The sequence below is a fragment of the Effusibacillus consociatus genome (assembly GCF_042652925.1).
Taxonomy (GTDB): Bacteria; Bacillota; Bacilli; order Tumebacillales; family Effusibacillaceae; genus Effusibacillus; species Effusibacillus consociatus.
In genome coordinates this window covers 25,312-37,841 of sequence record NZ_JBHSHC010000147.1, presented here as the reverse complement: position 1 = coordinate 37,841, position 12,530 = coordinate 25,312, and the positions used below count along the sequence as shown (strand labels likewise).

Annotated in this window: 14 protein-coding genes; 9 read left to right on the top strand and 5 right to left on the bottom strand. The window is 48.7% G+C overall.

The features are described from left to right. Positions 1–58: 58 nt before the first annotated feature. Together ACFO8Q_RS21150 and acsA are read right to left on the bottom strand one after the other, a co-directional pair. A complete protein-coding gene (locus tag ACFO8Q_RS21150) occupies positions 59–1,132 on the bottom strand; it encodes an NAD(P)H-dependent flavin oxidoreductase (RefSeq protein WP_380028824.1) in 1,074 nt (357 codons plus the stop codon). Positions 1,133–1,195: 63 nt separating this feature from the next. After that, positions 1,196–2,926 carry an acetate--CoA ligase gene (gene acsA / locus ACFO8Q_RS21145; protein WP_380028822.1) on the bottom strand — a complete coding sequence of 577 codons (1,731 nt, stop codon included), beginning with the start codon at positions 2,924–2,926 and terminating at the stop codon, positions 1,196–1,198. A 168-nt stretch (positions 2,927–3,094) separates the two neighbouring features. Between acsA and ACFO8Q_RS21140 the strand changes: the two genes are divergently transcribed. From ACFO8Q_RS21140 to ACFO8Q_RS21100, 9 genes are all read left to right on the top strand, one after another. Continuing rightward, entirely contained in the window at positions 3,095–3,736 is a 642-nt protein-coding gene (locus tag ACFO8Q_RS21140) for a GNAT family N-acetyltransferase (protein WP_380028820.1), read from the top strand. Between the two features lie 19 nt (positions 3,737–3,755). Then, a complete protein-coding gene (locus ACFO8Q_RS21135; RefSeq protein ID WP_380028818.1) occupies positions 3,756–4,394 on the top strand; it encodes a CBS and ACT domain-containing protein in 639 nt (212 codons plus the stop codon). Between the two features lie 3 nt (positions 4,395–4,397). Then, positions 4,398–5,555 (top strand): acetoin utilization protein AcuC, encoded by a 1,158-nt coding sequence (locus tag ACFO8Q_RS21130; RefSeq protein WP_380028815.1) that lies wholly within the window; start codon positions 4,398–4,400, stop codon positions 5,553–5,555. Between the two features lie 159 nt (positions 5,556–5,714). After that, positions 5,715–7,112 carry a cbb3-type cytochrome c oxidase subunit I gene (locus ACFO8Q_RS21125; protein WP_380028812.1) on the top strand — a complete coding sequence of 466 codons (1,398 nt, stop codon included), beginning with the start codon at positions 5,715–5,717 and terminating at the stop codon, positions 7,110–7,112. A 38-nt stretch (positions 7,113–7,150) separates the two neighbouring features. After that, positions 7,151–7,669 carry a cbb3-type cytochrome c oxidase subunit II gene (locus ACFO8Q_RS21120; RefSeq protein WP_380028809.1) on the top strand — a complete coding sequence of 173 codons (519 nt, stop codon included), beginning with the start codon at positions 7,151–7,153 and terminating at the stop codon, positions 7,667–7,669. 11 nt (positions 7,670–7,680) lie between these two features. Continuing rightward, positions 7,681–7,836 carry a cbb3-type cytochrome oxidase assembly protein CcoS gene (gene ccoS, locus ACFO8Q_RS21115; RefSeq protein WP_380028806.1) on the top strand — a complete coding sequence of 52 codons (156 nt, stop codon included), beginning with the start codon at positions 7,681–7,683 and terminating at the stop codon, positions 7,834–7,836. Next, complete coding sequence (locus ACFO8Q_RS21110) at positions 7,836–8,258, top strand: c-type cytochrome (RefSeq protein ID WP_380028803.1); 423 nt, start codon at positions 7,836–7,838, stop codon at positions 8,256–8,258. Before ccoS ends, ACFO8Q_RS21110 begins: the two co-directional genes overlap by 1 nt. A 10-nt stretch (positions 8,259–8,268) precedes the next feature. Continuing rightward, the gene (locus ACFO8Q_RS21105; RefSeq protein WP_380028801.1) at positions 8,269–8,742 is read left to right on the top strand and encodes a hypothetical protein; all 474 of its coding nucleotides are present in this window, start codon (positions 8,269–8,271) and stop codon (positions 8,740–8,742) included. 237 nt (positions 8,743–8,979) lie between these two features. After that, on the top strand, positions 8,980–9,642 hold the full coding sequence (locus tag ACFO8Q_RS21100) for a cell wall hydrolase (RefSeq protein WP_380028799.1): 663 nt from the start codon (positions 8,980–8,982) through the stop codon (positions 9,640–9,642). A gap of 55 nt (positions 9,643–9,697) precedes the next feature. Here ACFO8Q_RS21100 and ACFO8Q_RS21095 read toward each other — a convergent pair whose 3' ends face one another. From ACFO8Q_RS21095 to hisC, 3 genes are all read right to left on the bottom strand, one after another. Then, positions 9,698–10,069 (bottom strand): hypothetical protein, encoded by a 372-nt coding sequence (locus tag ACFO8Q_RS21095; RefSeq protein WP_380028797.1) that lies wholly within the window; start codon positions 10,067–10,069, stop codon positions 9,698–9,700. 114 nt (positions 10,070–10,183) lie between these two features. Beyond that, on the bottom strand, positions 10,184–11,278 hold the full coding sequence (locus ACFO8Q_RS21090; RefSeq protein WP_380028794.1) for a bifunctional 3-deoxy-7-phosphoheptulonate synthase/chorismate mutase: 1,095 nt from the start codon (positions 11,276–11,278) through the stop codon (positions 10,184–10,186). 16 nt (positions 11,279–11,294) lie between these two features. Beyond that, positions 11,295–12,419, bottom strand: coding sequence for a histidinol-phosphate transaminase (gene hisC / locus ACFO8Q_RS21085; protein ID WP_380028792.1), 1,125 nt, complete (start codon positions 12,417–12,419; stop codon positions 11,295–11,297). Positions 12,420–12,530: the final 111 nt, after the last annotated feature.

The following is a 12,530-nucleotide window of genomic DNA, read 5'->3' as shown; positions in this document are numbered from 1 at the left end:
GTTGTAATGTAGTTCTGTTCCATTTAATCTTACAGATTTAGGAGCGCCTTTCCCTCTTTCACTGACTGAATTGCCGCAGCACCCGAGCAGTATGATCTGCCGCATCTGCTACGAGTTCACTTGCCGACTTTGTATCGCACAAACGGGAAGCTTGACCTGCCCAGAGAGACATATACTCCGGACGGTTTTGTTTGGCAGCTGCCTGCCGGATATCTCGAGTCAAGGCGTTTTGTATTGGGTAAGCCGGCACTTTGTCCCGGTGGGGTTCCATTTCCGAGATAAACCGGTTTTTAATGCCCCTTGCCGGTTTGCCTGAAAACGCTCGGGTGACGACCGTACTTTCATCCGTACTTTCGCGAAGCGCTTCTTTGTATTTCTGATGTGCTCCGCTTTCGGAACAAGTCAAAAATGCGGTACCCATCTGCACACCTTCAGCTCCCAGAGCCAAGGCGGCTGCGATTCCCCGTCCATCCATAATTCCACCCGCAGCAAGGACAGGTATATGTACGTGATCTACAATCTGGGGGATTAACGCCATAGTTCCAACCAGTGCCTGGTCAAAAGAACCAAGGAACGTTCCGCGATGGCCCCCCGCCTCGCTTCCCTGCCCCACGATGAGATCGATCCCTTTTTCCTCCAGCTCCACCGCTTCTCTTACAGTTGTGGCCGTACCGATGACAGTGATCTTGTTTTCTTTTAACGCTTTCAGCTGTTCAACGGTCGGAATACCGAAAGCAAAACTGAACACAGGCACCCGTTCTTCGATTACAACTGCCAATTGCTCCTGAAATGACTCCGCATATTTTGTAACAGTAGCTGTAGAGTCGATTCCCAATTCGCTGCGAAAAGGCTGCAGAATTCCATTCATATTCTCGATTTCGTTATCAACTTCAGGAATAGGTTCCGGAACGAAGAGATTGACGGCAAATCGCCGGTCGGTCAGCTTACGTATTTCTCCTACAGCCGTACGAATCTGCTCGGGTGACATATATCCGGCCCCTAACGTTCCAAGTCCTCCGGCGTTCGATACAGCTGCCACCAACTCCGGGGTAGTGGCTCCCCCTGCCATTCCAGCCTGCACAATGGGAAAATCAATTTCCAAGCGATCCGTTACTCGCGTCTTAGGCCACATGTTTATTCTCCTTTCAAATGCCAAAAGGAAGACCACCCTCATGGTCTTCCCTTTTTGCAATTTTTAATCTTCCATCGTCGACAGGTCGCCGGTCGGCAGCCCCAATTCCCATGCTTTCAGAACGCGCCGCATGATCTTTCCGGAGCGGGTTTTCGGCAGCTTGTCTCGGAACTCAATTTCACGGGGTGCCGCATGAGCAGCCAGCCCTTTTTTCACAAATTCCTGAATCTCTTTGATTAACTCATCAGACGGTTTGTACCCTTCACGCAGTGAGATAAATGCTTTGATAATCTCGCCGCGAAGCGGATCCGGCTTGCCAATAACCCCGGCTTCCGCTACCGCCGGATGTTCCACCAATTTGCTTTCAACTTCAAATGGTCCCACCCGCTCACCGGATGTGTTAATCACATCGTCCACACGGCCTTGGAACCAGAAGTATCCATCCTCGTCCTTATAGGCGGAATCCCCTGAAATGTACCAAGGTTCCATACGGAAATATTCTTCGTATTTCGCCGGATTCTTCCAAATCTGACGCATCATGGACGGCCAGGGAGCACGAATGGCAAGATTCCCCATCCGATTTGGCGGCAGTTCATTGCCTTGATCATCCACAATCGCCGCATAGATGCCCGGGAACGGTTTTCCCATAGACCCCGGCTTAATCGGCATGGACGGATAGTTGCTGATTAACTGCCCGCCGGTCTCCGTCATCCACCAGTTGTCATGGATCCGTTTTCCATACACTTTCAATCCCCAGCGAACTACTTCCGCGTTCAGGGGTTCTCCTACGGACAATACATGGCGGAGAGAAGAAAGATCAAATTTCTTCACCAGATCATCCCCGGCTCCCATCAGCATTCGGAACGCCGTGGGTGCGGAGTACCACACCGTAACTTTGTATTTCTCAATCGTTTGATACCAATCTTCCGGAGAAAATCGTCCGCCGCGAATTACGGATGTCACACCGTTCAACCAGGGTGACCACATGCCGTACACAGTCCCTGTAACCCAACCGGGGTCAGCTGTGCACCAGTAAATATCGTTTTCCTGCAGGTCAAGAATCCATTTCCCTGTCTGCAGGTGTTGAATCATCGCATTGTGAACGTGCAGGACACCTTTCGGCTTGCCTGTGGAACCGGATGTATAGTGCAGCTGCAGACCGTCTTCCCGGTCAACCCATTCGATATCCAATTGGTCGGAAGCTTCCGCCATTAATTGCTCAAAGCTTAATTCGCGTTCTCCCAATTCGCCTTCCGCCCCAACCAGAATCACATGCTTCAGGGCAGGAAGTTCAGCAACGGGCACCCGATCTTTCAGTTTGGGTGTGGTGATGATTGCAACCGCTTCGGAATCCTGCAAACGATCTTTGACAGCCGCTTCCATGAAAGCTTCAAAAAGCGGTCCGACGATTGCCCCGATTTTTACGGCACCAACGTAAGAGGCATAGAGTTCCGGGGTGCGAGGCATAAATACGAAAACACGATCTCCCTTTTGAATACCAAGTGAACGCAATACGTTTCCAAACTTGTTTGAAAGGGTTTTCATTTGGGAGAATGTATAAGATTCATCACGCGTCGGATCACTAAACAGAAGAGCCAGTTTATCCCCGCGCCCTTCGTCCACGTGACGGTCCACCGCCTCATAGGCGATATTTACTTTTCCTGTTTTTGACCAGGTAAACTCTTTTTCAACATCTTCCCATTTAAAATTGGCATAGGCTTCCTCGTAATCCTTCAAGTTGTTCCCAGATGTCATTACCGGAATCAATTCTTGTTCACGAACTTGTTCTGCCATTGAATCCCAGCCTCCTCACCCAAACTATCAAAATTTAGTTTATTGAAATTTCTGTGTCTATTTTAGCACACTGAATTTTCCACTACAATTCACCTTTTTTTCATATTCCAACTGCTCAAGTTTGAAAACCATGCTGTATAATAACAATAACAAGTGGAGGTGGTAGGAATGCCAGCCTTTGAACATAAAAAAACGTATTATTCGAAAACCCTGTCTGCTCCAAACGGAGAACTTCATATAGAAGGTCCGGTTTCACCCGAGACGCTCGCTTCCCTTCATTTTCATGAAGGGTTAAAAGCGTTTCGCCCTGCCCCCCGGCAGCACCGGGCATTGGTGGAGATTGCCGGGTTACCTGAGGGGCGCATTATAATTGCACGGCACAACCAAACAGTCGTTGGATATGTCACATATGTCTATCCGGATCCCCTGGAACGTTGGTCGGAAGCGCATCTCGATAATTTATTGGAGCTAGGCGCGATCGAAGTCATTCCGGAGTTTCGGCACGGCGGAGCAGCCAAAGCGCTGCTCGAAGTTTCGTTTATGGATGATGCAATGAACGATTATATCGTAATTTCAACCGAGTATTACTGGCATTGGGACCTCAACGGAACCGGGCTGTCGGTTTGGGATTATAAGGAAGTGATGAAAAAGGTCATGGGGTCTGTCGGGATGGAGGTGTTTACAACCGATGATCCCGAGATTACCTGTCACCCGGCCAATATGCTGATGGGGCGAATCGGCAGTCGAGTTCCACGAGAGTCAATTGAGCGTTTTCACGATATTCGCTTTAAAAATCGATTCATGTTTTAGTACGCAAAGGAGGGGTAGAATGCTAGTCGAACAAGCCATGACTTCCGACGTCATCTGCGTTTCGCCTGATACTCCGATCTCGGAAGCGATTGCGATTACAACCGCCAAGCGGATAAGACATCTGCCGGTCGTCAAGGACGGAGAACTGGTTGGAATTCTTTCTGACCGCGACCTGCGCAATGCGATGCCTTCCTGTTTGGTTGAAGCTGACAGCCTTCCTGTCGAAGGGACACCGGTCAGTTCCATCATGATCACAAACGTTATAACCGCACATCCCCTGGATTTTGTGGAAGATGCCGCAAGCACTCTCTACCATAAACGGATTGGGTGTTTGCCGGTAGTCTCCCGTGGAAAATTGGTTGGAATCATAACCGAACGGGACATCTTGCATACCTTGGTCGAAATGATGGGCGTCTCCACTCCAACATCCCGGATTGAAATCCAAGTCCCAGACCGTCCCGGAATGCTCGCCGAAGTTGCAGACTTTCTTCGAGCAAGAAAAACAAATGTAGCAAGCGTGATGGTCTTCCCGAGTCCAACCGAAGGGCAGAAAACCCTGATTTTGTGGTTGAAAACGATGGATCCGCGCCGGTTTATTCACGACGTGGAGAATGCGGGCTATACAGTGATCCAGCCGCCTGCATGGAAACAGGGGTAGAGTATGAAGCACCGGGCAGCTTTCATTCATAGCGAGTCTTTTTTGAATTATAAATTCGGTGAAGAACACCCGTTTAATCCGAAACGTCTGCAAATGACCTGGGATTTGATTCAAGAATTGGGATTGTTGGATGAATCGTATATAGTTCCCCCAAGACCGGCTACGCCGGAAGAGTTGTTCCGGGTTCATGACCGGGAATTTATTGAGGCTGTAAAAAAAGCATCCACATTGTCTCGTGACGCCGATTCTTCCGTAATTGGTTTCGGACTTGGAACGGAAGACACCCCTATTTTTCCGAATATGCATGAAGCCACCAGTTTAATTGTGGGAGGAACCGTCCTGGCGGCTGAGCTGGTCATGTCAGGGGCTGTGGAACATGCGCTCAATCTGGCCGGTGGTCTGCACCATTCCCGTCGGAACGAAGCATCCGGCTTTTGCGTTTATAACGATATCGGAGCAGCAATCGCCTACATACGTGAACGTTTCAATGCCCGGGTTCTGTATCTTGATACCGATGCTCATCATGGAGACGGAGTGCAATGGATGTTCTATGATGATCCCGAGGTACTCACCATTTCATTTCATGAGACGGGCAAATATCTGTACCCCGGGACGGGGGAGATAGATGAGCGGGGCAACGGACGCGGCTACGGTTATTCTCTGAATATCCCGCTCGAACCTTTTACTGAGGACGACTCTTGGATCGCTTCACTCCGTTCGGTTTTACCGAATGTCTTTCGCAAATTTAATCCTGATGTGGTGATCTCACAAAATGGTTGCGATGCTCACCAATACGATCCTCTGACTCATCTCTCGGCCACCACCCGGATCTACCGGGAGATCCCGAAAATGGTTCACGAATTGGCTCATGAAGTTTGCGATGGCAGATGGATTGCGGTCGGCGGCGGCGGTTATGACATTTGGCGTGTGGTTCCGCGTGCGTGGACAATGCTGTGGGCCGAATTATCGGGCCAACCGCTTCCTGATGAAATCCCGCAGGCGTGGATCAACCGTTGGCAGTCCGAATCTCCGGTTCCTTTGCCAACCAAATTTCTTGACCCGCCAGATCTGTTTCCCCCGATTCCCCGGCGGTCGGAAATCGAAGAGAAGAATCAAATCACTGTGCGGCGGGCGATGATGGGAACACCGTTTTTGTTGTAGGCACTGTAAATAAGGAAAAAGCACGGAAACCCCGTGCTTTTTCTTATTCAAAACAGACCGGCAATCGCTTGTGGCGAGGTACATAATTTCTCCCATTCAGGAAAAACTTTGATGGAAACCCACTGGACGTTGACTTTGGAACTGAAGGGAGATTTTCGAATGTCCACTGCCACAATACGCCCCTATACAACCTCGAAACTGTTTATGTACACATCCATTGTCTGGTTATTGATTGGAATGGTGGTTGCTCTTCTGGTTGCAGTCAAGTCGGTCAATCCCGATTTTTTAGCCATCAACCGCTGGTGGCAAGAATACTTCACATACGGAAGACTGCGGCCGATTCATACGAATACAGTCCTTTTCGGGTGGTTAACCCCTGCTTTTTTCGCCATGTGGTTTTACATAGTCCCCGTATTGACAAAAGCACCCTTATACAGTGAACGACTCGGTGTATTCACGGTTTGGGCATGGAACGTTGTCTATGCAATCGGCATGGTGATGCTGTTTCTGGGCCGACAAGTACCGGTCGAATATTCGGAGATGCCTCTCGTTATTGACATTCCCATTATCCTCATTACCGGACTGATGGTATACAACCTGGCTCGAACCATTATGAACCGTAAAGAACGGATTTTGTACGTCACTCTCTGGTATTTTCTCGGAACGATGGTGTGGCTCCCGATGATTTATATCGTGGGGAACATACCTGGAGCGTATCTGTCAGGGATCGGTCAAGCCTCCATTGCGTACACTTGGGTGCATAATATTATCGGCATGTGGTTTACCCCAGCGGGTGTTGGAACGATTTATTTCTTAATGCCCAAGCTTTCGGGTAAACCGATTTACAGTCATAAATTGTCTCTGATCGGATTTTGGACAATCGGTGCCTTCTATATTTGGAACGGACCTCATCACTTGGTCAACGGACCGATCCCGCTTTGGCTGATGAAAGCAGGCATCATACCAAGTGTTTTGCTGATTATTCCGGTTTGGACCGTTCTGGCCAATGTGATTGGGACTATGAAGGGCGCTTGGCACAAAATCTCGGAAAACATTGAACTCAAGTTCATGATGACTGGAACTCTCTTTTACTTCCTGGCATGCATTCAAGGACCTTTTCAGGCACTAATGGGACCGAATGCGATCCTGCATTTTACATACTGGACCGTCGGACATGCCCACTTGCCCTTATTTGCCGGATTCTCACTCGTTGCCTTTGCCGGTTATTACTATGCACTTCCCCGTATCATCGGGCGCCAAATCTATAGTCGGTCCCTAATGAACTGGCATTATTGGTTTTCGGTCGTCGGATTCTTAATTTTTGGTTTTGCCATGTGGTTAGCCGGGATCCTGCAAGGATTTGGCTGGATGGACGGCAATCAGGTAGGGGCCGCTTTTGTGAAGGTATTGGAATCTCTGCATATGTACCTGATTGCTCGTGCGATTGGGGGAACATTCATGTTCCTTGGGCAGATTGCATTTGCTTGGAACATTTACAAAACGGCTACAGCCGGCAAACAAGCGGAAGCGGAAGAACCGATGCCTGTACTGCAATAGTTGGGCTCCAACAACATTAGTTCAAGGGGGGACTACATTTGGCCAACCAGTCGGAGAAGAATATTGGAGCGTTATTGGGGGGAGCAATTGCCGTTTTCATGATCGGAATCATTGGCACCTGTGTATTGCCGTTTTTCGATTCTTCGATAAATACGCCAACAGCGACGGCTAAGCTTAAGAATTACCTTCCGAACTCGGCGGAAGCCCGTGGACGTGTAGTGTATATAAAAGAAGGCTGTTATTGGTGTCACAGCCAGTCCGTTCGACCGGTCAAAGCCGATTCGAAATTGGGACCTGTCTCGGTACCCGGTGACTACTATTACGACAAAATCCCCTTAATCATGACCCAGCGAACAGGACCTGACTTAACCTGGGTAGGAAGCCGGTACAGCCCGGAATGGCAATACGAACATCTGAACAATCCGCAGAAATTCTATAATGGATCGATTATGCCAAAATACAACTACCTTTCCGAACAGGATAAAAAAGATCTTGTGGCTTACCTGATGAGTTTGAAACCCGCTCCCGCTGCAAAAGCCGGGGCGGCGGGAAGATAGGAGGGTCCTATATGACCATACAAGGATGGACATTGCTCCTCGTGATGCTTTCCTTAACAGCCAGCGCCGGTCTCGTCTTTTTCTGGGCGAAAAAAAACGGTCAATTTGAGAATGTTGAAGAAATTAAATACAGAATTCTTCAAGATGATGAGCGGGAGGGCTACTGATGGCTCACGATGAAAACCGCCCCTCAAAACACTACGATACAGTATCAGGAATTAAAGTGAAACACACGAGGGTTCCGAAGTTTCTAAAGTCCATCTATGTGATTTTGGCAGGATGGGCAGCCTATTACGCAATCACGGCCACCACAATCAATGACAGAACAGACGCAGTAACCCCGGTGGAAGTCACGGCAGAAGCCGGAAAAGAAATCTTTAACACCAGTTGTGCCGGATGCCATGCGGTTACCACGCAAAGGCTTGTAGGCCCTGGATTGGCGGGAGTCAAAGACCGTTTGGGGGATCAAGAATTGGAGAATGTTCTTCACAACGGCAGGCCGCAACGGGGGATGCCAGCTCCCCCCTCACTGGGTCTAAACGATGATCAAATCAGGGCTTTGAAACTGTACCTGGATACATTAAAGTGAGGTGACGGTCTTGAAACATGTTATTGGATCTTTCGAGAAACAGGAAACAGCGGAAGGACTGATCCAAGCGCTTCAGAATCAGATCCCAAAAGAAAAAATATCTCTCATTACCAAACCTGAACAGTTCTCTCCCAAAAATGAAACGCCAAAAACGGATTTGCCTGTCGACGGAGGTTTGATTGGTGCAGCTATAGGGGGGGCCATTGGCCTGGCCTTTGTTGGAGGATCGATTGCTCTCCCAGGTGGAACTCCCTTAATGGCTGGGTGGGGACCTCTTTTCGGTCTGCTATATGGGGGAATGTCTGGAGGTATTTTGGGAGGGTTGATCGATATCGGAGTCAATCCAACTTCTGCCAAAACACTCACGGAAGCTATAGAATCGGGAAAGTTCCTTGTATCAGCGGAAGTTTCAGAACATGACGCAGAAAATGTAAAAAAAATTTTCAGTGACTTTGGAGCCGATCATATCGCGGTTCAAGATTAAGAGTGGAATGATTTTAAACTTCTTCAACCCTTAATATTATGCGTGTATTTAACTTTTCCTCTTGTCAATTTGACAAGAGGTTTATTTTAGTTTATTTTGGTAAAGGTGTCGTAGGACTCCGGTCACGCGGAATGGTTTTACCGAAAACACTACTTTTTGCTTCCTGGGGGGGAACGCAAAAAGTGACATCACCTCAACTGCGAACGCAGTTGCTGGGGATGTGGAAAGGGGAATTCAATGAGGGAAAACACATCAGCGATGACGCTGGTGATGACGGTACTTATCGCCCTCACCATCACCTTGAACCCGGTTTTGACACCAAGTCAAGCCAGTGTTCAAAGGGAACGCGTCATCCTCTCTCTGCCGTGGAAAGAGACATCTTCGACTGTGAACATGGCCGCTTCAGTTACCGAACAGCCCGCATCCGAGAATGTCAAAGAAACGGAAGAGAAAGCTCAAGAAGACATTCAGTCCGCCGAGATACTAGCTTCACGAAGCGGACAAGCTCCGGCCAGAAAGGCAGAACCGCCAAAGCCTTCCTATTCGCAGGAAGATCTGTTTTGGTTGGCCAAAGAGATTTCTTCTGAAGCTAAAGGAGAAAGTTTAGAAGGCCAAATTGCAGTAGGGGCAGTTGTCCTCAACCGGGTAAATGATCCGCGCTTTCCGAAAACCATTAAGGACGTGATTTTCGCAAAGGGGCAGTTCGACCCGGTACGCTATGGAACCATTGAACAAGAACCGGTTCCTTCGGCGATGGAAGCAGCAAAGCGTGTACTGGAAGGAGAAAATCCGGTACCTGGTGCACTCTATTTCTACAATCCCACGATTGCAACAGATCAATGGATTCGTACTCTCCGCGTGATTAAACGAATCGGGAACCACGTGTTTGCTGCTCGATGAAAAGGTGAACCCTTCGGTGTTCACCTTTTTTTCCTATACAAGAAACTCCACTTAATTACTCCTGCTCTCTTAATCGGGACAATCCGTAGTAATACCCCCCGATAAAGATCACGTGCTTCCCGATCCATCCAGGTATCCAGCCGGTCATCATATACAAGCCGGCAGCCACCACAAATAAAAACGCAAGAAAACGATAGGTTCGGATGCTCTTCACATATTCTGCCTTATCCTGTCGTTTGCGCAAACGTTGTTGAACCAGACGGCCGATTGCGGTGCCAAGTATCAGCAAAACAATGAAGTACGCGATTTCGAGTATGTAATGAAACAGAAGATAACGGCCCGCCTGATTGGGGGATGCTGAAATCAACTGCTCTGCAATAAAAATCCCAACCGCAGCTGCCAAAAGCAGCCAATGCCACCCTTTCATCTTCACTCCTCCCCTCTCTACAGGGGCTATTTTTATGAGTCCCCACGAACATGGCAAGACAAGTGTGAAAAATGTTCAGAGCCGGTTTGTGACCGGCTCTCCTTTTACAGCTATTTACTTTACCGGAATCAAATTTTCTTTCGGAAGATACCCGCTCGTGCGCAGCCCCTCCATGAACTTTTCAAACTGCGGCAAATCCATCTGCTGCTTCGCGTCCGACAGCGCCACGCTGGGCTCCGGATGAACTTCCACGATCAATCCGTCTGCGCCAACAGCAAGTGCGGCTTTAGCAATCGGGAACATAATATCTTTTCGTCCGGTAGAATGGGTAATATCCACGATCACCGGCAAGTGGCTTTCCTGTTTAAGAATCGGAACCGCCGAAATATCAAGTGTGTTCCGGGTTGCTTTCTCATAAGTCCGAATGCCCCGCTCACAAAGAATGACCTGATCATTTCCGCGGGATACGATATATTCGGCAGCGAAGAGCAATTCTTCAATAGTAGCGGAAAGACCCCGCTTCAAAAGCACAGGCTTGCGGACGTTGCCCGCTTCTTTCAGAAGTTCAAAGTTTTGCATGTTTCTGGCACCGATCTGAATGACGTCGACGTAGTCGAGAGCCATCTCGATATCGGACGGGGATACGATTTCGGAAATCACGGACATTCCGTATTTATCAGCCGTTTTCCGGATCAGTTCCAGACCTTTTTTGCCAAGACCCTGGAAGTCGTAAGGAGAAGTTCTCGGTTTATAGGCACCGCCCCGAAGCAGCTGAATCCCATGCGGTTGCAAACCTGCTGCCACCGTATCCATCTGTTCCGGTGTTTCCACCGAGCAGGGACCTGCAATGATTACAGGCTGGCCTGCACCGATTCGGAGGCCGTTAACTTCAACCACTGTGTCTTCCATTCGCTTTTTCCGGGACACAAGCAGTACCTTCTTTTCTTCTTCCATCAAGCCAAGAGATGCTTGGAAAATCTGTTTGAACAAATGACGAACCGTATTGTCGTCAAAAGGCCCCGGATTTGCCGCAACCAACTTGTCGAGCATTTCTTTCTCCCGAATCGGGTCAAATCGGTCAGTTCCTTTTGCTTTCTTGAGTTCACCAATCTCTTGTACCAGTTCAGCCCGGCGGGACAACAGTTCCAAAATCTCAATGTTAATTTCATCCAGTTGGGAACGAAGTTCCGCTAATCTCTCTTTCCCCATGGTTTCTCCTCCATCCTTACTTTACTTCAAGTTTCATCTCTTTTACCGATTCTTCCAATGCCGCTAAGAATCGAGTGTTTTCCTCCGGCAGCCCGATGGTTACCCGAATCCAGGTTGGGAGTCCGAAGAAACCGCCATCCCGGATGATAACTCCTTTCCTCAAGAGAGCCTGAAAGAGCTCCTTGGAGTCAACACCGGTATCCACAAGGATAAAATTGGTTTCCGTCGGTATGTACTTCATGCCCAACCGGCGAAACCCTTCATAAAGCGCTTGTTTCCCTTCGGAATTCACCTTGCGGCTTACCTCGATATGCTCTTCATCATGCAGCGCGGCAACAGCAGCCACCTGTGCCAAATGATTCACGTTAAACGGCTCGCGAACCCGGTTCACGTAGTTCACGATCTCCGGTTTCGTTATGGTATAGCCAACCCGCAAAGCTGCCAAGCCAAACAGCTTGGAGAATGTACGCATGACCGCCACATTGTACCCTTTCTTCAAAAGATCGAGTCCTTGGGCGTAGTCGGGTGCTTCGACATATTCATTGTAAGCTTCGTCAATCACAACCAGAATCTCAGGAGAAATCCGCTGCAGGAAAGCCTCCAGGTCGGACTGACGGATATAAGTGCCGGTTGGATTGTTCGGGGAACAAAGGAATACAATTCGTGTCCGATCCGTAACCGCGTTGGCAAAATCGTTCAAATCGTACTCGAATCCTTCACCCAAAGGAACCTCAACTGTTCTGCCGGCCATTAATGTAGATGCAAATTTGTATTCCGAAAAAGAGGGGCTCGGGACTACAATTTCATCGCCTGGTTCCAGAAAAGTAGTGCAGAAAAACGAAATTACTTCATCCGATCCGTTTCCGATCAACAACATATCCTCGGATACATTATGATACGCGGCCAGCTCGCTTTTTAAAACGACCTGCCCTCCGTCCGGGTAACGATGCAGGTCGAACAGCGATTGCTGAATCGCCTCCTGTGCCCTTTTTGACGGACCTGCCGGATTCTCATTCGAAGCGAGCTTGATGATGTTGTCAATCCCTAATTCTCTTTGCACATCCGCAATCGGTTTTCCGGGAATATACGGCTTCAAATCATGCAGCGATGGACGTACATGTTTTAGAATAGTATCAGTCATTATCTCCCACTCTCCCGACAACCGAATGTTTTTGGTATATTGAACGTATCGTACCACAAATTCGTGTTTTCAGACAATCACCTTTTTGTTAAAAAGGCAACTGCCTATCGC

Coding starts and splice junctions, on each gene's coding strand:
- ACFO8Q_RS21140 (WP_380028820.1), top strand. CDS start 3,095: ATGCCAGCCTTTGAACATAAAAAAACGTATTATTCGAAAACCCTGTCT.
- acsA (WP_380028822.1), bottom strand. CDS start 2,926: ATGGCAGAACAAGTTCGTGAACAAGAATTGATTCCGGTAATGACATCT.
- ACFO8Q_RS21150 (WP_380028824.1), bottom strand. CDS start 1,132: ATGTGGCCTAAGACGCGAGTAACGGATCGCTTGGAAATTGATTTTCCC.
- ACFO8Q_RS21135 (WP_380028818.1), top strand. CDS start 3,756: ATGCTAGTCGAACAAGCCATGACTTCCGACGTCATCTGCGTTTCGCCT.
- ccoS (WP_380028806.1), top strand. CDS start 7,681: ATGACCATACAAGGATGGACATTGCTCCTCGTGATGCTTTCCTTAACA.
- ACFO8Q_RS21090 (WP_380028794.1), bottom strand. CDS start 11,278: ATGGGGAAAGAGAGATTAGCGGAACTTCGTTCCCAACTGGATGAAATT.
- hisC (WP_380028792.1), bottom strand. CDS start 12,419: ATGACTGATACTATTCTAAAACATGTACGTCCATCGCTGCATGATTTG.
- ACFO8Q_RS21100 (WP_380028799.1), top strand. CDS start 8,980: ATGAGGGAAAACACATCAGCGATGACGCTGGTGATGACGGTACTTATC.
- ACFO8Q_RS21125 (WP_380028812.1), top strand. CDS start 5,715: ATGTCCACTGCCACAATACGCCCCTATACAACCTCGAAACTGTTTATG.
- ACFO8Q_RS21130 (WP_380028815.1), top strand. CDS start 4,398: ATGAAGCACCGGGCAGCTTTCATTCATAGCGAGTCTTTTTTGAATTAT.
- ACFO8Q_RS21110 (WP_380028803.1), top strand. CDS start 7,836: ATGGCTCACGATGAAAACCGCCCCTCAAAACACTACGATACAGTATCA.
- ACFO8Q_RS21095 (WP_380028797.1), bottom strand. CDS start 10,069: ATGAAAGGGTGGCATTGGCTGCTTTTGGCAGCTGCGGTTGGGATTTTT.